Origin of the sequence: Bacillus sp. EB01 (assembly GCF_000613125.1) — a bacterium.
Taxonomy (GTDB): Bacteria; Bacillota; Bacilli; order Bacillales; family Cytobacillaceae; genus Bacillus_D.
Genome location: NZ_HG964497.1, coordinates 3412153 through 3431736, shown reverse-complemented (window position 1 = coordinate 3431736; position 19584 = coordinate 3412153). Strand labels below are relative to the sequence as shown.

Annotated in this window: 17 protein-coding genes and 4 pseudogenes; 5 read left to right on the top strand and 16 right to left on the bottom strand. The window is 41.5% G+C overall.

Annotated features, from left to right (window positions below):
• Positions 1–24 precede the first annotated feature (24 nt).
• The gene (locus TY16_RS15770) at positions 25–513 is read right to left on the bottom strand and encodes a DUF6803 family protein (RefSeq protein WP_043932801.1); all 489 of its coding nucleotides are present in this window, start codon (positions 511–513) and stop codon (positions 25–27) included.
• Between the two features lie 259 nt (positions 514–772).
• Here TY16_RS15770 and TY16_RS15765 point away from each other — a divergent pair, with 259 nt between their 5' ends.
• Entirely contained in the window at positions 773–1318 is a 546-nt protein-coding gene (locus tag TY16_RS15765; protein WP_043932800.1) for an HAD-IIIA family hydrolase, read from the top strand.
• Between the two features lie 94 nt (positions 1319–1412).
• Positions 1413–1859, top strand: coding sequence for an NUDIX hydrolase (locus tag TY16_RS15760; protein WP_043932799.1), 447 nt, complete (start codon positions 1413–1415; stop codon positions 1857–1859).
• 129 nt (positions 1860–1988) lie between these two features.
• Here the strand turns inward: TY16_RS15760 and efp are convergent, their stop codons facing one another.
• From efp to TY16_RS15740, 4 genes are all read right to left on the bottom strand, one after another.
• The gene (efp, locus tag TY16_RS15755; RefSeq protein WP_043932798.1) at positions 1989–2546 is read right to left on the bottom strand and encodes an elongation factor P; all 558 of its coding nucleotides are present in this window, start codon (positions 2544–2546) and stop codon (positions 1989–1991) included.
• Positions 2547–2566: 20 nt separating this feature from the next.
• Positions 2567–3628, bottom strand: coding sequence for a M24 family metallopeptidase (locus TY16_RS15750; RefSeq protein ID WP_043932797.1), 1062 nt, complete (start codon positions 3626–3628; stop codon positions 2567–2569).
• Positions 3625–4080, bottom strand: a complete 456-nt coding sequence (aroQ, locus tag TY16_RS15745; protein WP_043932796.1) for a type II 3-dehydroquinate dehydratase — start codon at positions 4078–4080, stop codon at positions 3625–3627. Before aroQ ends, TY16_RS15750 begins: the two co-directional genes overlap by 4 nt.
• Positions 4081–4159: 79 nt before the next feature.
• Positions 4160–4648, bottom strand: coding sequence for a YqhR family membrane protein (locus TY16_RS15740; protein WP_043932795.1), 489 nt, complete (start codon positions 4646–4648; stop codon positions 4160–4162).
• 180 nt (positions 4649–4828) lie between these two features.
• Between TY16_RS15740 and TY16_RS15735 the strand changes: the two genes are divergently transcribed.
• Together TY16_RS15735 and TY16_RS15730 are read left to right on the top strand one after the other, a co-directional pair.
• The gene (locus tag TY16_RS15735) at positions 4829–5776 is read left to right on the top strand and encodes a DUF1385 domain-containing protein (protein ID WP_043932794.1); all 948 of its coding nucleotides are present in this window, start codon (positions 4829–4831) and stop codon (positions 5774–5776) included.
• A gap of 65 nt (positions 5777–5841) precedes the next feature.
• Complete coding sequence (locus TY16_RS15730; protein ID WP_043932793.1) at positions 5842–6216, top strand: SA1362 family protein; 375 nt, start codon at positions 5842–5844, stop codon at positions 6214–6216.
• A gap of 176 nt (positions 6217–6392) precedes the next feature.
• Here the strand turns inward: TY16_RS15730 and TY16_RS15725 are convergent, their stop codons facing one another.
• The 8 genes and pseudogenes from TY16_RS15725 to TY16_RS15685 form a co-directional block, all read right to left on the bottom strand.
• Positions 6393–7277, bottom strand: coding sequence for a patatin-like phospholipase family protein (locus TY16_RS15725; protein WP_043934783.1), 885 nt, complete (start codon positions 7275–7277; stop codon positions 6393–6395).
• A 98-nt stretch (positions 7278–7375) separates the two neighbouring features.
• Complete coding sequence (gene splB / locus TY16_RS15720) at positions 7376–8401, bottom strand: spore photoproduct lyase (RefSeq protein ID WP_043932792.1); 1026 nt, start codon at positions 8399–8401, stop codon at positions 7376–7378.
• A gap of 703 nt (positions 8402–9104) precedes the next feature.
• Entirely contained in the window at positions 9105–10127 is a 1023-nt protein-coding gene (locus tag TY16_RS15715; RefSeq protein ID WP_052342760.1) for an HNH endonuclease, read from the bottom strand.
• A 325-nt stretch (positions 10128–10452) separates the two neighbouring features.
• Positions 10453–11085: pseudogene (locus tag TY16_RS15710) on the bottom strand (vitamin B12-dependent ribonucleotide reductase); the annotation flags it as partial.
• A 331-nt stretch (positions 11086–11416) separates the two neighbouring features.
• Positions 11417–11926, bottom strand: a pseudogene (locus tag TY16_RS15700) (vitamin B12-dependent ribonucleotide reductase); the annotation flags it as partial.
• A 308-nt stretch (positions 11927–12234) separates the two neighbouring features.
• Positions 12235–12882: pseudogene (locus tag TY16_RS15695) on the bottom strand (vitamin B12-dependent ribonucleotide reductase); the annotation flags it as partial.
• Positions 12883–13190: 308 nt separating this feature from the next.
• A pseudogene (locus TY16_RS15690) lies at positions 13191–13985 on the bottom strand (ribonucleotide reductase N-terminal alpha domain-containing protein); the annotation flags it as partial.
• 354 nt (positions 13986–14339) lie between these two features.
• Positions 14340–15173, bottom strand: coding sequence for a lipoate--protein ligase family protein (locus tag TY16_RS15685; protein WP_043932788.1), 834 nt, complete (start codon positions 15171–15173; stop codon positions 14340–14342).
• A gap of 200 nt (positions 15174–15373) precedes the next feature.
• On the opposite strand from TY16_RS15685, the gene TY16_RS15680 reads away from it, so the two are divergent.
• Positions 15374–15757 carry a rhodanese-like domain-containing protein gene (locus TY16_RS15680; protein WP_043932787.1) on the top strand — a complete coding sequence of 128 codons (384 nt, stop codon included), beginning with the start codon at positions 15374–15376 and terminating at the stop codon, positions 15755–15757.
• A gap of 138 nt (positions 15758–15895) precedes the next feature.
• Here TY16_RS15680 and gcvPB read toward each other — a convergent pair whose 3' ends face one another.
• The 3 genes from gcvPB to gcvT form a co-directional block, all read right to left on the bottom strand.
• Complete coding sequence (gene gcvPB, locus TY16_RS15675) at positions 15896–17356, bottom strand: aminomethyl-transferring glycine dehydrogenase subunit GcvPB (protein WP_043932786.1); 1461 nt, start codon at positions 17354–17356, stop codon at positions 15896–15898.
• Complete coding sequence (gene gcvPA, locus TY16_RS15670; RefSeq protein WP_043932785.1) at positions 17349–18695, bottom strand: aminomethyl-transferring glycine dehydrogenase subunit GcvPA; 1347 nt, start codon at positions 18693–18695, stop codon at positions 17349–17351. Before gcvPA ends, gcvPB begins: the two co-directional genes overlap by 8 nt.
• A 14-nt stretch (positions 18696–18709) precedes the next feature.
• Positions 18710–19584, bottom strand: an 875-nt coding sequence (gene gcvT, locus TY16_RS15665) for a glycine cleavage system aminomethyltransferase GcvT (protein WP_043932784.1), incomplete at its 5' end; no start/stop codon positions are given.

Here is a 19584-nt window from a genome sequence, read left to right as displayed (position 1 = left end):
AAATTTCATGGCAGCTATAATTCATTACATATTGCTCATATCATGCATGTTGCCGCCCAAAGTTGGGTCAACCATTCCGAAAATCATGGCAACGTGTGCAACTATAAGGAATAATCCGACATAAAAGACATGAACTTTCATTTTTTGCTGGTCTGGTTTATTTTTCATAACCAGCCCCATATCGATTAGGGCCATTCCCAGAAGAGGTACTATTCCCAACAAATAGAAGGTCACCGCAGTAAAGTCGACCCATCCGTGCCAGCCGCCTGACAAGGTTAATGGAATCCAGGCTGTCTGCATTAAATAAATGAAAATTCCGGTAAAATATACTCCTGCAAAAATGCTGGTAATCTTATTTATTTTCCTCAGTTTTCCGTTAAAATTCCTTGTGAATAGAATACTCAGTTCGGTGATTGCAATGGTTTCAGCAGCTATTACAACCACCGCCATAAAGATAATGAGGTTCCACGGCTGATTGCTTGCCAACAATTCCATATAATGCGTCATATTCATTGTGTTTTGCTCCTTTGTAATGGGTTAACTATAATTTAAAAAATAAATGTGCAGAATCTAAGCAGAAATAATGGAGAAATTGTTAACATAAACCTCTGCGTTGCTTGGCAAAAAAGAGTTCAGTTATCGAGTACTAGAACTAAATGGGATTTCAAAGATACTCATTATCTGGATAATAATGTTAAAATAAATAGTGATTATCGCCATTTTGCTGTAGAAAAAAACATATTTTTAATCAATAAGATGGGGGAGCAAATGAATGCAGGTACAAGCTGTCTTTATAGATAGAGATGGAACTATCGGGGGAAGCGATAATGTTATTTATCCTGGAGAATTTAAACTTTTTCCTAATGTGGCAGAGTCGTTAGAGCAATTGAAAAGGTATGATATGTTAATTTGTTCATTCACAAATCAGCCTGGGATTTCAAAAGGAGAGGCTTCTCTTCAAAGTTTTGAAAAGGAACTGATAGATTTTGGTTTTGACAGAATTTATCTTTGTCCCCATTTACATAATGAAGGTTGTGAATGCAGAAAACCTTCTCCTGGAATGTTAAAAAAAGCAGCACATGATAATAAGCTGGATTTAGAGAGTTGTATAGTGATTGGAGATCGCTGGACAGATTTATTAGCTGCCGATGAAGTTGGATGCCATAAAATTTTAGTGAAAACAGGAAATGGGAAAGCTGCCTTCATAAAATACGTAAACAATGAATATTTTGGCCGTTGGGCCCAAGTAAAACCCGATTTTGTTGCAGAGGATTTTAAAGAAGCTGTTCAATGGATAATAAACGAACATTTGATTTGAATTTCCTGATTCAATCAGCGCGGAGTTAGAGAAGGACTTCATCTAATAGGTAGAACTCTTTTAGTTTAGTACAGTTATAAAGGAGGCGCATAAAGTGCAAAGATGGTTTGGTTCTGCAGGCTTATGTATGAATGAGAATGGCCATTTGCTTATGGTTTTACAAGGAACACCTGAAGAGAAAAAAACCTGGTCTATTCCATCAGGGGGAAAAGAGCACAATGAGACATTCGAAGAGTGTTGTGCCAGGGAGATTGAGGAAGAAACTGGATATTCAGCAGAAATTATTGAGGAAATTAAGGTCAAAATCAGGATTTATGAACATCTAAACTTATCGGCTGAGGTCCATTATTTTTTAGTAAAAATCGTGGGGGGAGAGAGAAAATTTCAAGACCCTGATAATCTTATTTATGATATTGCCTGGAAAACCATAGACGAAATAAAGGCTTTAGATTTAACCTACCCTGAAGATAAAGATTTTCTTATTTCCTACATAACGGAGGTATTTCAATCAGATACCTTGTATTACCTAAACTATTGCTGATATAAAAAAGCTCAGGCCTCAATGTATGAGGCTCTGAACTTTTTGTGTACCATGTTAAAGTGCTTGCTAATTTCTTACGTAAATCCTGCTTATTAGTATTCATTCTAAATCGGACCATGTCTGGCAGGACTAGGCGCGGGAAACGTAAGAAGAATCAGTTGTATTGATGATTAGGCGGTCTCCCTGGTTAACAAAGAATGGGACGTGTACAACAAGTCCAGTTTCAAGCGTAGCAGGCTTGGAGCCTCCGGATGCAGTATCACCTTTGATGCCAGGTTCGGTTTCAGTTACTTCAAGTTCAACTGTATTTGGAAGTTCAACACCCAGTGTTTCTCCTTGATACATCATAATTGAAACTTCCATGTTTTCCTTAAGGAATTTCAACTCATACTCAATTGTGTTTGCAGGAAGTTCTATTTGCTCATACGATTCGTTATCCATGAAGATGTGCTGATCACCGCTAGCATATAAATATTGCATCCTGCGGTTATCGATTTGAGCCTTGCCAACCTTTTCACCAGCACGGAAAGTTTTTTCATTTACTGCTCCTGTACGAAGGTTACGCAGTTTGGAGCGGACGAAAGCAGCTCCTTTACCTGGCTTCACGTGCTGAAAATCCATAACGCGCCAAATTCCGCCGTCAACTTCAATTGTAAGTCCTGTACGGAAGTCGTTTACTGAAATCATGTGTGTTCCTCCTAATTCCTTTAAAGAATAATCAGTTCCTTAGATGAGTGGGTAAGCTTTTCATTTTTATCAAGCGTAATCACAGTATCATCTTCAATCCGGACTCCGCCAAGCCCAGGAATATAAATGCCCGGCTCGACCGTCACAACCATGCCTGGCTCAAGGATTACATCAGAATGAACCGATAACCCTGGGGCTTCATGAATTTCTAGACCAATTCCATGACCTGTGGAATGGCCAAAATACTCCCCGTATCCTTTTTCGGTAATGAAATTCCGGGTGAGGGCATCTGCTTCCTTACCGGTCATTCCTGGCTTGATGCCAGCAAGTCCCCTTAGCTGAGCTTCCAGAACAATATCATAAATTTCCTTTAGTTTCTGGTCGGGAGCGCCTACTGCAATAGTCCGGGTTATATCGGATACATACCCGTTATAATACGCACCGTAATCCAGTGTAACAAAATCACCTGATTCAATTACTTTTTCACTTGCCACTCCGTGGGGTAATGCAGAACGGTATCCTGAAGCAACAATCGTATCAAAAGAAGAAGATGTTGCCCCCGCTTTACGCATAAAGAATTCAAGTTCATTCGAAACCTCTAATTCCGTTCTGCCCGGGCGGATGAATTCCAGGATATGTGTAAAGGCCGCATCAGCAATAGCCGCAGCTTCCTTTAATATCTTAATCTCTGCATCGGTCTTAATCAAGCGCAACTTTTCTACTGCACCGTCAACTGGTACAAGCTCGCCTTCAATTCCAGCCTGATAGGTTTTATATAAGCCATATGTAACATGATTCTTCTCAAAACCAAGTTTTTGGATACCCAGCTGCTTGGCTTGAAGAACAACTTCTTCCTCCATCGTACCTTTACGCAAGATAATTTCGAAACCTGCGCATTGCTTGGCTGCTTGTTCTGTATACCTGAAATCCGTAATAAAAAGCGCCTTATCCGCAGTGATGAGGACTGTTCCAGAGGTTCCAGTAAAATTGGACATATATCGGCGGTTGAAATCACTTGTTATCAGCATGCCGTCAATGCCCAGTTTTGAGAACTCATTTCTTAATTTATCTACTTTGCTCATTCCTGCTTCCTCTCCTTTTCGCTGTCCATTAGGGCGTAAAAAGCCAGTTCATACCCTTTCGTGCCCAAGCCGCTAATTTGTCCCCTGCATACTGGGGCCGTAACCGAATTATGCCTGAAGCTTTCCCGCGCATGAATATTCGATATATGGACTTCGATAACCGGTACACTGATTCCTGCAATTGCGTCACGGATTGCATAACTGTAATGTGTATACGCACCGGGATTGAAGATAATTCCATTGAAGCGTTCTTCATTTGCTTCCTGTAACCAGTCAATTAAGGCTCCTTCATGATTGGACTGTCTGCAATCGACTTCGTAACCCCTATCCAATCCAAGCTTTTTAATTGAATCTTCAATAGAACCAAGTGTCTCCGCTCCATAAATGCCAGGTTCACGTTTACCGAGCATATTCAAATTCGGGCCATTCAACAGCATGATTTTTTTTGTCATCGATATTCCCCAAATCTTTATAATCTCTAATGCCAGCACTATTTACCTAAATCATTCTACCATATCAAAAGTATTTCTCCTACTCGGATATCTCCTTGTTATTTTGAATATTCGAGAATTCCCACGAGATAGAATACCCTATAAATACGCCGTATAGAAGGAAGAGGCATACAGATGTCACAAACGTATTTTTATCCAAATCTCTAAAAGGTGAAATGCCAGGAAAAATAGGATTCAGCAGCAGAAATATGATCAAGAAAACACCAAGGCCAAAAGCTGCACCAGGAATGAGCCCTTTGGCTTTTTTCAATAAAACCGAATAAACGAACGCAACTCCTATCGAAATCACCGCAATCAAAATCATAGAAATAAGCGTGCCTAGCCAGCTTGTTTTCCAATTACCTAATGCCCATGGCTCAAGGATTACTCTTGGAGAAATTTTCGTAAAATTGAAGTAGTAACCTACCTGGCCTAAAAAGCTCCAAAAAAGCCCGCCCCAGAAACCGGTTAATATGATTAACATACGAAATTCACTCATTTTATTTTCATTATTCTTGGATGGTTCCATTTTTGCATCTCCTTTAATTTTAAGGTCTGTTTTAGTATGTACATCCGAGGCCTTCTCCTTCCAGCAAAAATGTTCAATCACAATGTATAGAGGTTTTTGTATTTTTCTAGTAGAATAAAGGAAAGTACAGGCAGTCTCCACTGCGGGTGCAACTTTATTAGTAGGTTGGTGTAGATAAGAATGACAACGAAAGAAAACAAGCCCATATATGGGGGCCAGGCAGTCGTAGAAGGTGTCATGTTTGGCGGAAGACATCACTATGTGACAGCTGTCAGACGCAAAGATAATTCGATTGATTACTTAAGACTGCCACGCACATCCCAACCATTTGTAACTTTCCTGAAAAAAATCCCATTCATCCGGGGCATCGCAGCAATTATTGAAGCCAGCGCGAATGGTTCCAAGCACCTTAATTTTTCAACGGAACGCTACGATATTGATCCAAATGATGACGATACTATTGCCGAGCAGGAAACCTCGAAGCTTGCTCTATGGCTTGGCGTTGCCGCGATTGGTGTTATCTCGTTTTTATTCGGGAAATTCCTGTTCACTCTTATCCCTGTCTTCCTGGCTGAAATGGTTAAGCCAATCTTTCCGGGCGACACGGCACAGGTGCTAATCGAAGGTCTTTTCAAGCTATTGCTTTTGCTCGCATATATATATTTTGTATCGCTTACTCCTCTCATAAAAAGGGTATTTCAATATCATGGAGCAGAACATAAGGTAATTAACTGCTTTGAGAGCGGCAAGGAACTGACCGTCGAGAACGTCCAAGCAAGCTCCCGATTACATTACCGCTGCGGTTCCAGCTTTATGCTATTTACAGTAGTAGTTGGCGTCTTCATTTATTTATTCGTCCCGACTGATCCGCTTTGGGTACGTGTCCTGAACAGGCTGGCGCTTATACCGGTTGTTCTTGGTATTTCTTTCGAGGTCCTTCAATTCACAAATAAGCTTAGGGACATCCCGGTCCTCCGTTACCTTGGTTATCCTGGCTTGTGGCTTCAGCTTTTAACGACTAAAGAGCCGGACGATAGCCAAGTCGAAGTTGCGATTCTTTCATTTAATGAACTCTTGAAAATGGAGAAAGAAACTGAAGCGGCAAAACTTCAGGACGAAATTGTATAAAGAAGTGTAAAGTAAGTTTAAAATTGAGGAAATTTGCTTATGATGCTCTTAGGGAGGTGGCTATCTTGAATAAAAGAAAATCCGGTTTCTTTATAGGTGTTCTTATCTTTTTTGCGGTCATTGGCTTATTGGGGAGCTTTTTAGATGATCCTTCCGATTTCATACAAAAAATCGCCATTGCCGCCCTGATCGGTTTGGTTATTTATTACATTTACCGCCGTATCACTGCAGCCAATCCTGCCAAAAAAGAGCAACGGGCTTTCCTCAAAGCTGCCAGAAAATCAAAGAAACGAAATGGAAATAAGAACAGCCAACCACAGGCAAAAAACTCTTTCCACGGAACACTTGCATCTTTAAAAAGACCAAAGAAGAAAACACAGGCACATTTAACAGTCATTGAAGGAAAAAAAGGAAAGAAAAAAGACCGGGCCTCCTTTTAAAGGAAATCCGGTCTTTTGTTTATAATTAAGAAAGTATTTTTTATTATGAGAACTGTCTAGCTCCAGCGCTGAGCACAAAGGAAAGCATCTGTGATTTAACATCGCAGAGACAGACGGCTTTTTTCCCGTTGCGAGGCGTTCTTTGCCTTTCACAAAGGCGCTCGCGCTTATCTTTGTCAATAGCTCCACTTTCGGAAAAAGAATTCGGCACAATCCCTGCCATGTTTTATCAACAGGTCCTTTTTTTCCTCTGTCAATTCAAATTCTGTCGCCAAAACACCGGCTGTGGGAATAAAGATAATATTCCTGGCATGCTTACGGGCAATGTATCTCGCATCATGGGCATCCTTCATTGTTTCAAAAAGTGCCTCAAACAATTGAATGGCATTTTTTATTTTGTGCTTAGGATGATTTTCGGGATCGTGGCTTAGCTTAATGCCGAGAACCGGCCTTACTTTCTTTACATTCTCCCGATCAAACAGCCACATTGGGAAATTGCTCAGGACACCGCCGTCAACCAGGATGTTAGTCCCGCTGGCATCCGTTAGCTTAACAGGCTCAAAAAAGTAGGGAATGCTGCAGCTCATTCTGACAGCCTTTGCTATCGGAAACGAAGCAGGGGACAGACCGTATTTTGGAAGGTCGTCCGGTAGAATAACCATCCTCCCGTTTGAGAGGTCAGAGGCAACGATCCTTAATGTTTCAGGCGGCAAGTCACCAAATGTTCTTAATCCTTTTAAAGCGAGTTTTTCAGCAATCCATGCTTCCAGTGCGTCCCCTTTATACAATCCCATTTTCCAATAAAGAAGCAGCCATTTTGTTAAAGGAGAAGGTAATAGCAATTTGCGTGAATCAAGCAGCTTTTCCAAATTCAATTCATCAAGGAGGCCACGCATTTCAACGCTTGTATACCCCGCTGCGACAAGGCTTGCAACAATGGACCCTGCACTTGTCCCCGCAACCCGGCAGAACCTGAAGCCGCGCCTTTCAACCGCCTCATATGCACCGATTAGAGCGAAGCCTTTTATTCCTCCACCGGAAAAAACACCGTCTATCAGCATGGAAGCCACTCCCATCGATGTTATTCACTCCTACATCTTTAAGCGGCTTTACTGCAAAATAGTACGGTGGACAAATTGAAAATTTAAATTAAACCATCTTAGGTGAAATACTGTATTTCAGCATTGGGAAAGTATTCGCTAATATATCCTCGAATGGTGGACTCGAGTCGCGCTGCTTCCTCGGTTGGATAAACATATTTACCGATTCCGTACCTGCCCCATTTGTACTTACGTTTTTCTTCATTCATTTCAAGCTTGGTTTTGGGATATCGTTTCATGATTACATTCTTAGCTGGCTTGGTGTAACGATGCTGAATCATCTCAAAGGATAGATCTTTGATTTCGACCCCATCAAGTGACACCTTCAATCTTTCGAATAACTCATGGTATCCCTCTTCCCAGTCCTCATGCATGTAAATTGGCGCGACAATGAAGCCCAGCGGATACCCAGCTCCCGCAACCTTGCGAGCTGCTTCCAGTCTTTCATCAAAGGATGAAGTCCCAGGCTCAAAATTTTTAATCACATAACGGGAATTCACACTGAATCTGAACCTTGTTTTTCCGTTGTGCTTTGCATCCAATAGATGATCGACGTGATGATACTTTGTCACAAATCTCAATTGGCCAAACTCCGACTGCCCAATGAACTCAATCGCTCTTTTTAATGAATGGGTAAGATGGTCGATGCCGACGATATCCGAGGTACACGCTGCCTCAAAACGGGTGATTTCCGGTGCTCTCTCATCCATGTATTTTTGTGCCTGTTCAAATATTTCATCTAGATTCACATACGTCCTGATATACGGTTTGCTCCCTAATGTTGTTTGAAGATAGCAGTAATGGCAATGGCCCATACATCCAGTTGCAAGTGGAATTGCGTATTCGGCAGATGGCTTGGAAGTGTCGAATTTCAGTGTCCTCCGCACACCGACCACCAATGTCGATTTAGCGTTCCGGTACTTCTGTAGTTCGTTTTCCCCCGGAATATTCCTAACCTGGTTATGTGAGGTGGTCTCCCTGATTTCAAGTCCCATGCCTTCGAACTTTTCCTTAAGTTCTCGGCCAAGCGGGTATTCAAGAGCCTGTGGCTCAATATAAACCAATTGCGGCATAAATGGCTTCATAAGTTCATCCCTCTTTTTGCAAAAAGTCTTGCTAGTAGTATCAGCAAAAAAGGAGGATTGAACAGAAAAACAGGAAAGCAAATTATTCCTATTGCAGTTTTTGTGAAAACCTGTAGGCATCAATACTTTCAATAAAATCAGCTATATAAGTTAAACTAAAGAATTACTGCAATACAGAAAATTTATTGATTGAAGCGGATGGCGCTAAGACTCCTACAGGAGAAAAGGTCAGTGGGATCCCGCAGGCGCTCGCGCCGAGGAGAAAGAAATGCGGAGTGAAACATTGAGCAATATTTGTAAACAGATTGATCATTTTCTATGATTGATCTAAACTAAAGCCCCCATTACTTTAAGAAGTGTGATTACGTTTTTTCCACAATCGCTCTCGATTGTGGAACTGTTGAGATGCTACAAATTCCAGTTAGGCTAATTAATAAGTTATAATCAAATTCAGAAATCCTGATTACTTGTTGCGTAAAGTCAACTTCTTGTGTATTCACGGAATAACAGTAGCAACAAAAACTATACAACATCCTTTCCCTAAATATTATTAATTCTTAATAAATATTTCGGTTTAAACCGGATACGAATTTAAGTGGGTTTTTTCACTCCGAAACTTGAGTTAATATCTTTAATCCTAGAGTTGAAATGAAGGATAATGAAATTTTGATATTTGGATATGGAATTAGGTATCCATTATTCATTATTTAACCTTACCTCTAGGTCTAATTAAACGAGGTGCAATTTCATAAAGATCCTGATTTGTTTTTCCATTATAAATTCTGTACAGATTTGTCTTCGATACTCCTGTTTTTTCGACTATTTCCTCTATTTTTAAATCAGTATTTAGTAGTAAGTAAACGGCTTTTTTTATTTTTTCCCTCGATGTTTCCGGATCTTTAGCTAGGCTCATAGTTCTCGGCCTTATCTCTCTAGGCGGTTTAGAATATAATTGTTTCCACCTTTCTCCAATGTAAATGGAGCGAACTCTAATATACGATAATCCTGTTTCCTCAGAAATGTTCTTTAAGGATTTGTCCGTGTTTAGTAATAAATCAATAACCTTTTTTGCGACTTCCAACTGTTTTGCTCCTACCCTATTCAAGGCATTCTCAAAAACAATCTTTTCCGTATCAAATTTTAAAGGATGTTGTTCTCCAACATGTTCTTTTCGATGACATGGTTCACATAAAGAAATAAGATTTTCTAATTTATTCGCTTCAAAATAATCTTTAAAAAATACAAATGGTTTTTTATGATGAACTGATAATTCCTGCCCGTATTCTTTTTCTGTTATTCTACAATTTGGATTTTGACATGTATAACTATCACGTTTTCTTGCCCTTTTCCTCTGTTGTATCCAATTGGGACCGTAATATTTTTTAGCACCTGTCTTTAAACCATCAGAAATTAACGAAAGACAGAATGTTTGGCTCAGACTTTTACAAAGTTGTGAGCAAAAGAATTTTGTCTTAGAATGACAGGACATAACCCAAATCGGTTTATCACAAACTTTGCAAAGACGATAAAATCCTTTAATTTTTAAAAGTCCATTTCTTACGTTTTCACAATATTTACTACAAGTAAATAATCTCTTTTTGGAGTACCTTAAGGGCGAAGGAAACTCACGTTGGCAAATTATGCATTCATAATATTCAAACTCCTTATAATGGGGATAACTTCTAATACTAAACATAGAGTTGTTTTCCTCTTTATTATTACTCATTATTTATCCCTCGAAATTTATTGGTTCTATATAAAATCAAATACATATTTAATAGATTTATTAATTTCTTTATTTACTGTTCAGTTGTTATATTAGTAAATTAAAAGTAAATTCAAACTCTTAAGGTTGTTTAATATTATTATAAGATAAAAACACATGTTCGCCAAATAATTACAATAGAGAATATTGTAAGAAAAAATTATTCAAAAAAATAAGGAATGCTGAATTAACAACATTCCTCACTATACAAGACGACTATTTTAATCGATCTTTTTTATTAACATCGAAACTTTTTTAAAGCCATACCTTCTTATCTTTCGAAAAGTTAAAGCCCGCATTTCAATTGAGCGTTACAGTTTGTACAAGTATTACATCCACCAATTTCTTCGACTGTCCCTTTACGACACACCGGGCATATGTCACCTACTTCTGAACCGATTGTAACAGAAGTCGAGCGTAAATCATTAATGGTATCTAGTAAAACTACATGTGGCTTCTCCGTTGTCTGCGTATGTGTATGTTTTTGGTCATATACATCGTCCGCGCGATTTTCTTCAGCTTTTAAAGTTAGAACTTGGGTTTCACGCGAACCGTCTACATAGACAGTACCACCCTTTGCTCCACCTTTGTAAAGACGCTCGTATACTTTTTCTACTTGTTCTACACTATAGCCTTTTGGTGCATTAACCGTCTTACTGATTGAGCTATCAATCCAGCGTTGAATGACACATTGTGTATCTGCATGAGCTTCTGGTTTTAATTCCATTGCTGTTACAAACCAATGTGGTAGATTTTCTGGATCTGCTTCAGGATTTTGATTTAAATACTCTTGAACAATATCTGCTTTTACTTCAATAAACTTCCCTAAACGTCCACTTCTAAAATATGAGAACGAGAAGTATGGTTCAAGTCCTGTTGATACACCTACCATCGTACCTGTGGATCCTGTCTCTTTTATTCATATAAAGACGCTACTCTTTATACCGCTTTATAAGCTGCTTGTGCTTTCACACAAGGATAGACTATATCAAACACTCGGGTGAGTGCCCTCCTATTTCCCACGCCAATAGCTTGCGCGGTACGAGCTGCCGCTCTAGTCGTTGAAGCTTTTATCTTATTACTGCTAAATAAGATAACTTGCCTGCTGATTGCCCATTGTAATATCTGTTTCATTTTCAAACCATCACGCTTATTGTCACCAATTACGTTGTGGTTGAAACAGCTTTAGGGTGTCCCAGCAATTAAAGAGGTTTCGATTATGTGTCACCACATAAAAGCCCAAATTATTTAGGTGCAACAGTTAGTAGGTGTGAGTTGCGAATTCCATGCTTTAAGATTGATTGTCTAATGTCTTCAGGCATTTTTTCCATATAACCAGTGTTAATGAACGCTTCGCGAAGACGATTGGTTTCTTCTTGTGTTTTACCTGTTAAGAATGGGAAGCATCCCTTTTCTTTTCCAAGTTCAACAGATGTACGATAGGCAGTTGTTGCAATTGTTTCAAATACTTGATCAACAAGCTTATTTCCTTCTTCAGAGCCGTATTCTGTCTCACAGTAGATGAGTAAGTCATGTAGTCCCATAACACCTAATCCAACACGACGCTCACCAAGTGCTTGTTTTTTATTTTCTTCTAAGAAGTATGGTGTCGCATCGATTACGTTATCTTGCATACGAATACCAACTTCGACTGTTTGCTTTAACTTTTCGAAGTTCACTGTTTTTGTTTCTTTATCAACCATTTCAGCTAAGTTCACCGCTGCAAGATTACACACTGAAAATGGTGCGAGCGGCTGCTCCAGTTATTTGTTATCCCAGAGGCTTTTTATCCCCTGGTTCTAACGGTTCATTTTCCGTTAGCTCAGCATATCTTTTCATTACAAGTGTGTAATGCCGCGGCCTCGTGGATGGATTATATTCTCATAAGAGTTTCACCATCTATGCGTTGCCCCTGACTGAACTTTTAAGAACAGCCTTCGGTTCGGATTCCCAAGCTATTTGAACCTTAGATATTCGGTTCGTCAATATTTACTTCGGTTCAAAAGCTATGTCTCAGGGTTCCCGCTTAATTCCGCGGTTTTTAACGTGAGGCAATTTAAGCCACTTTACCACACGGGTTGGTTGCAACCACTTTCTGACCGTACGCTTGGGCGTTTGTCATGTCATTTGCATTATCGATAAAGAAGATGCCCGGCTCAGCCGAGTAGGTAGCACATATATTGATGAGATTCCAAAGTTCTTTTGCCTTAATTTTTCGGTATGTGCGAACCTTGTATCCCATTCTTTCCCATTCACGGACATCGCCGACTTTATGCCATTCTTCATTGTAAATCTTCATCATTTCTTCATCATAACTTTCGGTCGCAGGGAAGCGAAGTTCATACTCTTCGTCATTTTCTACTGCTTCCATGAATTCCTTTGTCAGGGTAACTGAAATATTCGCCCCTGTTAGGAAATCAGGGTTATGGACGGTATATGTACCGCCGGTTTCAAGCTTTTCATCCACATCTTCGAATATCTTTTCGCTGAATCCGCCGTACCCAGGGATATGCTTGTAATTAATGATTCCCTGGTACATGGCCTTCTCCTGCTCGGTGAGCGGTGTAAATTTCAGCTTGCTCTTTGCCTGCTTTTTAATCCATTCATCATTTGTATTCTCAATGAGAAACCTGAGAATCCGAGGATTCTGCATTTTTGAAACAATGAATTCGATAATATCAGGATGCCAGTCCGCCAGCATGATCATTTGGGCCAAGTATGTTTCGCTGAGTCGCTACTTCAGCTCTCTAAGTCGCCTTAGAGTTCAGACCATATCTTGCACTACAAAGAGTGCCCTCGCACTTCGGATCCGCTTGAATCCTACTCTACTCGCTTCTACCTAGGTATGCTTTCGATGGCCGTTGAACCTTCTCCATATGAAAGGAGCTTGGCTGCTGATTGTCTTTATCCACTTGCTGTTTTCAAGCATTCACGCTTACTGTTTCCAGTTACGTTGTAGCCAGCAAGTCATGTAAAGAGTTCCCAGCAATTCACGAGGTTTTTTTAAAGACGAGGCACTCATTTACCACGTCTTGACCCGCCCTGCTCAACCAAATGTGTCAGCTTGGCGATGTCATCCAGCCACGATACCGAACCGGAAGATTTACCGTTTACGCCCCTCGCCAGTGCAGCGCGAGGACGAAGTGTTGAACCGTTTGTTCCTACCCCTCCGCCGCGGCTCATGATTTCCATTACCTTTTTGCGGTGGTCGGAAATTCCTTCACGGGAATCCTGGACAAATGGCATAACATAGCAGTTAAAGAACGTTACATCCGTTCCTGCCCCAGCACCATACAGCACGCGGCCCGCAGGAATAAAGTTCATGTTCACAAGCTCTTCGTAGAACTTATTGAACCACTCAAGCCTTTTCTCCTCGGTTTTCTCCGCTTGTGCAAGGCCTGTTGCATTCCTCATGGCAATCTGCTCGTAGAAGATCTCAAGCGGCTTTTCAATCACATCAAGGGAACGGATAATCACTCCTGTTTGAACTTCTTCCGCCGTATCCAGCACGCCCCTGAATTCCTCATCAACCTGTACCTGGGCAACTTTCTTTTCCCAGTCAATCTCGAGGATGTAGCCAAGCCCCCTGGCAGGGAACTTAGGGTCCTCCTTAACGGTCAGGACGACAAAATCACCTTTGGTTAACGTGATTTTTTCGGTATCCTTGAATGTATATCGGTCGAGCATGACCAGGCGGGATACCCCTTTGTGTGTAATGTGCATATCCGGTGTGACAGGATGAACCTGAGGAAACAATCGGATATCTTCATTAAGCCTATCAAAATCAATATTTAGTTTTTTCCTTAACGCAACAGACATGAGCACATCTCCTTTTCCTTTGATCCAAATCCACTATGTCGAACTCTGTGATGTTTTGCTAGATATCTAGTTGTTTTTTGGATACCCTTAACCTATCATAGTGAAACCATCAAAATCAACATATAGTGCTTATTAATTTTTCGACAACACTATATATTGTGTTTAAGGCAAAAGAATAAAATTTTGTCAAAAATAGAATCACATAAAAACTAGAGTAAATGAGAGATTTCGCAGGAATTTCTACATCAGACCATTAATTTTGACAAATTTCGAAGGTTGCCTCAAAACGATATAATTCTATAAAGAACAGGTGATTTTTTCCAATAATCAAGAAAAGAGCGGGAGCTCCGCTCTTTATCGTTTAAAGTTCCATTCGTCGTTCTCATAAACGTCCGCTGCCAATTTTTCCACAAATTCCATTTGCACATCTGTCAGCTGATAGGAAATTAGTTCAATTTCCAGTCCTTTTTCGAATCCGTCAAAAAATGCTGACTTCGCTTCGTCAATTCCAATCTTGCGAGGACTGATGTCATTGATTGGGACGGCCTTGTCCTTGAATGCAGCCTTCATTCTTTCCTTCAGACGCTCACTTGAATAATTGAACAGGCTGAAAAGCTTATCCTCATCAAGATCCAATAGGATGGAACCATGCTGGAGAATGACACCTTTCTGGCGTGTCTGGGCGCTTCCTGCAACCTTGCGTCCCTCAACGACAAGCTCATACCAGCTAGGCGCATCAAAGCATACCGAGGATCGCGGATTTTTCAGCGCGCTTTTTTCCTCATCGGTTCTTGGAACGGCAAAATAAGCATCAAGGCCGAGATTTCGGAAGCCCTGTAGAATTCCTTCCGAAATAACTCTATATGCTTCAGTAACCGTGTGAGGCATTTTTGGATGTTGTTCGGAGACAATGACACTATAGGTTAATTCATGTTCATGAAGGACACCGCGGCCTCCTGTAGGTCTTCTAACAAAACCTAAGCCGTGTTGTTTGACTGCTTCCATCTTGATTTCTTTTTCAACCTTCTGGAAGTACCCGATAGACAGTGTGGCTGGATCCCATCCGTAAAACCTCACCACCGGAGGGATTTCGCCGGCACTGTGCCAACTAAGAAGGGCCTCATCCAGCGCCATGTTAAATGAAGGGGAACAGTTTCCCGAATCTATAAAATACCATTGTTCTTTCATAAAAATAACTCCCTGCTTCGCTTTTACATTATGTGACACGATGTTAAGTCTAGCAAAAAGAGAGTCGATTTCAAAGCCAGACGAACCGGATATCCTTTTCCAATAAAAGAATTTTGACAAATTCCCTTTACTGATTCGACATTTGGCTTATATAATTAAACATGTTGTTGTAGCATAGCTTGAAAGGGGCTCTTTACATTTTGGAAACACTATATTTCTTACTCGTACTGCTCGCTGGTTTTCTTGTCTATTCAATCATAGCCTGGCTGATCCAGCGCAGGATTGTAAAAACATTGTCGGAAGAAGAATTCCGGGCAGGCTACAGGAAAGCCCAGCTCATTGATGTGCGTGAACCAAACGAATACAATGCTGGCCATATCCTTGGTGCAAGGAACATCCCTCTTTCCCAAATGAAGACACGGATCAAGGAAATTCGTCCGGACCAGCCTGTCTACCTTTATTGCCAAAGCGGAATGAGAAGCGGACGTGCGGCACAATTTCTATACAGAAGAGGTTATCGCAACCTTGTTCAGCTCCAAGGCGGCTTTAAGAAGTGGTCTGGAAAAATAAAAGCAAAAAAATAAAGAGAAAAACGCACTGTCAATCCTTAATCGACAGTGCGTTTTTTGTAAATACATACAAGATCTTTTTTCAAAACCACATTTATGTGAAATTCCCTCTGAATAAAAACGCCCGCACTATGCAGTACGGGCGTTTCATATTTATGCCTGTTTATATCTTAATACCGGTTTTCTTGCTGCAGTTGTTTCATCTAGCCGTCCAACCACCGTCGTATGAGGCGCTTCCTGGACGATTTCCGGGTTTTCCTCAGCTTCTTTCGCGATTTGGATCATTGTATCGATAAACCCATCCAGCGTTTCTTTTGACTCGGTTTCAGTTGGCTCAATCATGATACATTCCTCAACGTTAAGCGGGAAATAGATGGTTGGCGGATGATAACCGAAATCAAGCAGCCTTTTTGCAATATCGAGTGTCCTTACACCAAGCTTCTTCTGCCTGCGGCCGCTCAGTACGAATTCGTGCTTGCAGTGCCTATCGAATGGAAGGTCATAATAAGGTTGTAATCTTCTCATCATATAGTTTGCGTTCAGCACTGCATACTCAGTTACGGCCTTCAAACCATCAGGGCCCATTGAGCGGATATACGTATAGGCGCGGACATTAATCCCGAAGTTTCCATAGTACGGTTTAACACGGCCGATCGATTGCGGTCTGTCATAATCAAACACATACTTCTCTTCCCTCTTCGTGATGACCGGTTTTGGAAGATATGGAATCAAGTCAGATTTAACACCTACAGGTCCTGAACCCGGTCCGCCGCCACCGTGCGGGCCAGTAAATGTCTTATGAAGATTAAGGTGGACCACGTCAAATCCCATGTCTCCAGGCCGTGCTTTGGAAAGTACTGCGTTTAGGTTCGCTCCATCATAATAAAGCTTTCCTCCAGCACCATGGACGATTTCGGCCATCTCAAGGATGTTTTCCTCAAAAAGCCCAAGTGTATTCGGATTTGTCAGCATCAGAGCGGCTGTATCCTCGCCTACTACTCTGCGAAGGTCATCCAGGTCAACTAATCCATGTTCATTCGATTTAACAGTAATCGTTTCAAAACCGGCTACAGTTGCCGATGCGGGGTTGGTCCCGTGTGCAGAGTCAGGTACAACAACCTTTGTACGTTTTGTATCTCCGTTTGCTTCATGGTATGCACGAATCATCATTAAGCCTGTCCACTCGCCATGTGCTCCCGCAGCAGGCTGCAGGGTAACTTCGTCCATCCCGGTTATTTCTTTTAAATGCTCCTGCAAATCATAAAGCAATTCAAGCGCACCCTGGACAGAGCTCTCATCCTGCAGAGGGTGGATATGGGCAAAGCCGCTGTATCTAGCGACATTTTCATTGATTTTTGGATTGTATTTCATTGTACACGAACCTAGCGGATAAAATCCTGAATCGACGCCGTGGTTTCTCTTGGATAATGCTGTGTAATGGCGCATAATATCCAATTCGGAAACCTCAGGAAGATTTGGTTCCTCTTCCCGTACATAGCCGACTGGAAGGAGGCCATTCAAATCAAGTTCAGGGACATCCATTTCCGGCAGGCTGTAGCCGATGCGGCCAGGTTTGCTTATTTCGAAAATTAGCGACTGATCCTCGTTATGCATGTATATCCCCCAATTCCTTTGCAAATGTATCAATCTCTTCCTTTGTCCTTAGTTCAGTAACAGCAATTAGCATATGGCCATCAAGTTCCTTATAATCCCGGCCAAGATCATAACCGCCGATGAAACCTTTTTGAAGGAGTGCCTGGTTTACTTCCTTAACCGACTTGCCCAATTTAACAACGAATTCATTAAAGGAAGGTCCATCCATAGCAATTTCAATTCCATTTTCACGCAAGGCCTTCTTGGCATAATGGGCTTTCTGGATGTTGGCTGCTGCCATTTCCCGGACTCCTTTTTTACCAAGAGCTGTCATCGCAACAGATGCAGCCAGTGCGTTTAGTGCCTGGTTTGAGCAAATGTTCGAGGTGGCCTTATCACGGCGGATATGCTGTTCACGGGCCTGCAGGGTAAGGACAAAACCGCGGCGTCCCTGATCATCATGGGTTTGACCAACAAGCCTGCCCGGAACCTTCCTCATCAGCTTTTCTGTTACGGCAAAATATCCGCAGTGTGGGCCGCCGAAAGCAGCAGGAATTCCAAATGGTTGTGCATCACCTACAACGATGTCAGCACCGAATTTTCCAGGAGGTGTTAAGACTCCCAATGAAAGTGGATTGCTTGATACAACAAACATTGATTTTTCTGAATGCGCGATTTCTTCAATTTCCTTTAAAGGTTCGATCCTTCCGAAAAAGTTCGGATATTGAACGATCACTGCCGCAATATCGGAAGAAACCAATTCTTTCAAGGCATCAAGGTCCGTAATGCCTTCTGCCGCCGGGACTTCGACTACTTCGATATACTGACCCTTTGCGTAGGCCTTAACAACTTCACGAGATTCCGGATGGACAGTTTCCGAAATAAGAATCTTTTTCCTCCGAGTCTGTCCCACGCTCAGCATGGCTGCCTCTCCCAAAGCTGTACCCCCGTCATACATAGAAGAGTTCGCAACATCCATGCCTGTGAGTTCGCAAATCATTGACTGAAATTCAAAGATGGCCTGCAGCTCCCCCTGTGAGATTTCAGGCTGATATGGGGTATAAGCGGTATAGAACTCCGACCTGGAAAGAACATGGTCAACGATAACAGGCATATAGTGGTCGTAAACCCCCGCGCCAAGGAACGAAGCATGGCTTTTAAAATCTGCATTTTTAGAAGCAAGGCCTGCTAGTTCTTTCATTAGCTGGGTTTCCGACTTGGCTTGCTTAATGTTATATTCTCCCTGGAAACGTACTCGTTCCGGGATGTCATTGAATAACTCTTCTACGGAGTCGACACCTATTGTTTCCAGCATAGCTGCTTTGTCTTGTTCCGTCATAGGTAAATAGCGGTGCTTCATCTTGATTCCCCCTACTATTTCTTTGCCCGTTTGTAAAATGGAACGGGAACAATCTTAGCCTTAATTTTTTTACCGCGAATTTCAACTAGCAGCTCTTTATTAAGTTCTGCGTAATCGGCTTCTATCAACACGAGGCCAATATTACGTTTCAAAGTTGGTGACTGCGTTCCAGTAGTTACCTCGCCTATTTTGGTATCCCCGGAATAAACTGGGTAGCCATGGCGCGGAATACCTCTGTCAATCATTTCAATTCCGGCAAGCTTTCTTGGTATGCCATTTTCTTTTTGCAGCTTTAGAACTTCTTTACCAATAAAATTACTTTCTTTGTTCAGCTTTACAGCAAATCCAATCCCAGCCTCCAATGGGGATATTTCCGGAGAAAGCTCTTGGCCGTAAAGTGCTAGATTCGCTTCAAAACGAAGTGTATCACGCGCTCCAAGCCCGCATGGCAGAACACCTTCCTCTTTACCTGCCTCAAGGATTTCCTTCCATAGCTTTACAACATCCTCAGGTTTGCAATATATCTCGAAGCCATCCTCACCGGTATAACCTGTCCTGGATACTAGCGCTTTGGAGCCATTCAGATCTACCCCATCCCTAAATTTGAAAAAGCCTATTTCGGAAAGATTATCCTGACCGGCAAGCTTTTGAAGTATCTGCTCAGCCAATGGGCCCTGAATTGCCAATTGCGCAGTTCTGTCCGAAAGGTTCTCGATGGTTACCTTCCCTTCCAGATGGTCTTCGAGCCAGCTGTAGTCCTTTTCAATATTCGAAGCATTCACCACAAGCAGATAGTCATCATTGCCTTTTTTATAAATAAGCAAATCATCTATCGTCCCGCCATTTTCATAGCACATAGCAGTGTATTGGGCGGCGCCGTCAGAGATTT

Bases quoted from the DNA above. Each gene is read 5' to 3' on its own strand.
- TY16_RS15770 (WP_043932801.1), bottom strand. From the start codon at position 513: ATGAATATGACGCATTATATGGAATTGTTGGCAAGCAATCAGCCGTGG.
- TY16_RS15765 (WP_043932800.1), top strand. From the start codon at position 773: ATGCAGGTACAAGCTGTCTTTATAGATAGAGATGGAACTATCGGGGGA.
- efp (WP_043932798.1), bottom strand. From the start codon at position 2,546: ATGATTTCAGTAAACGACTTCCGTACAGGACTTACAATTGAAGTTGAC.
- TY16_RS15750 (WP_043932797.1), bottom strand. From the start codon at position 3,628: ATGAGCAAAGTAGATAAATTAAGAAATGAGTTCTCAAAACTGGGCATT.
- aroQ (WP_043932796.1), bottom strand. From the start codon at position 4,080: ATGACAAAAAAAATCATGCTGTTGAATGGCCCGAATTTGAATATGCTC.
- TY16_RS15740 (WP_043932795.1), bottom strand. From the start codon at position 4,648: ATGGAACCATCCAAGAATAATGAAAATAAAATGAGTGAATTTCGTATG.
- TY16_RS15735 (WP_043932794.1), top strand. From the start codon at position 4,829: ATGACAACGAAAGAAAACAAGCCCATATATGGGGGCCAGGCAGTCGTA.
- TY16_RS15725 (WP_043934783.1), bottom strand. From the start codon at position 7,277: ATGCTGATAGACGGTGTTTTTTCCGGTGGAGGAATAAAAGGCTTCGCT.
- splB (WP_043932792.1), bottom strand. From the start codon at position 8,401: ATGAAGCCATTTATGCCGCAATTGGTTTATATTGAGCCACAGGCTCTT.
- TY16_RS15715 (WP_052342760.1), bottom strand. From the start codon at position 10,127: ATGAGTAATAATAAAGAGGAAAACAACTCTATGTTTAGTATTAGAAGT.
- TY16_RS15685 (WP_043932788.1), bottom strand. From the start codon at position 15,173: ATGAAAGAACAATGGTATTTTATAGATTCGGGAAACTGTTCCCCTTCA.
- gcvPB (WP_043932786.1), bottom strand. From the start codon at position 17,356: ATGCATAACGAGGATCAGTCGCTAATTTTCGAAATAAGCAAACCTGGC.
- gcvPA (WP_043932785.1), bottom strand. From the start codon at position 18,695: ATGAAGCACCGCTATTTACCTATGACGGAACAAGACAAAGCAGCTATG.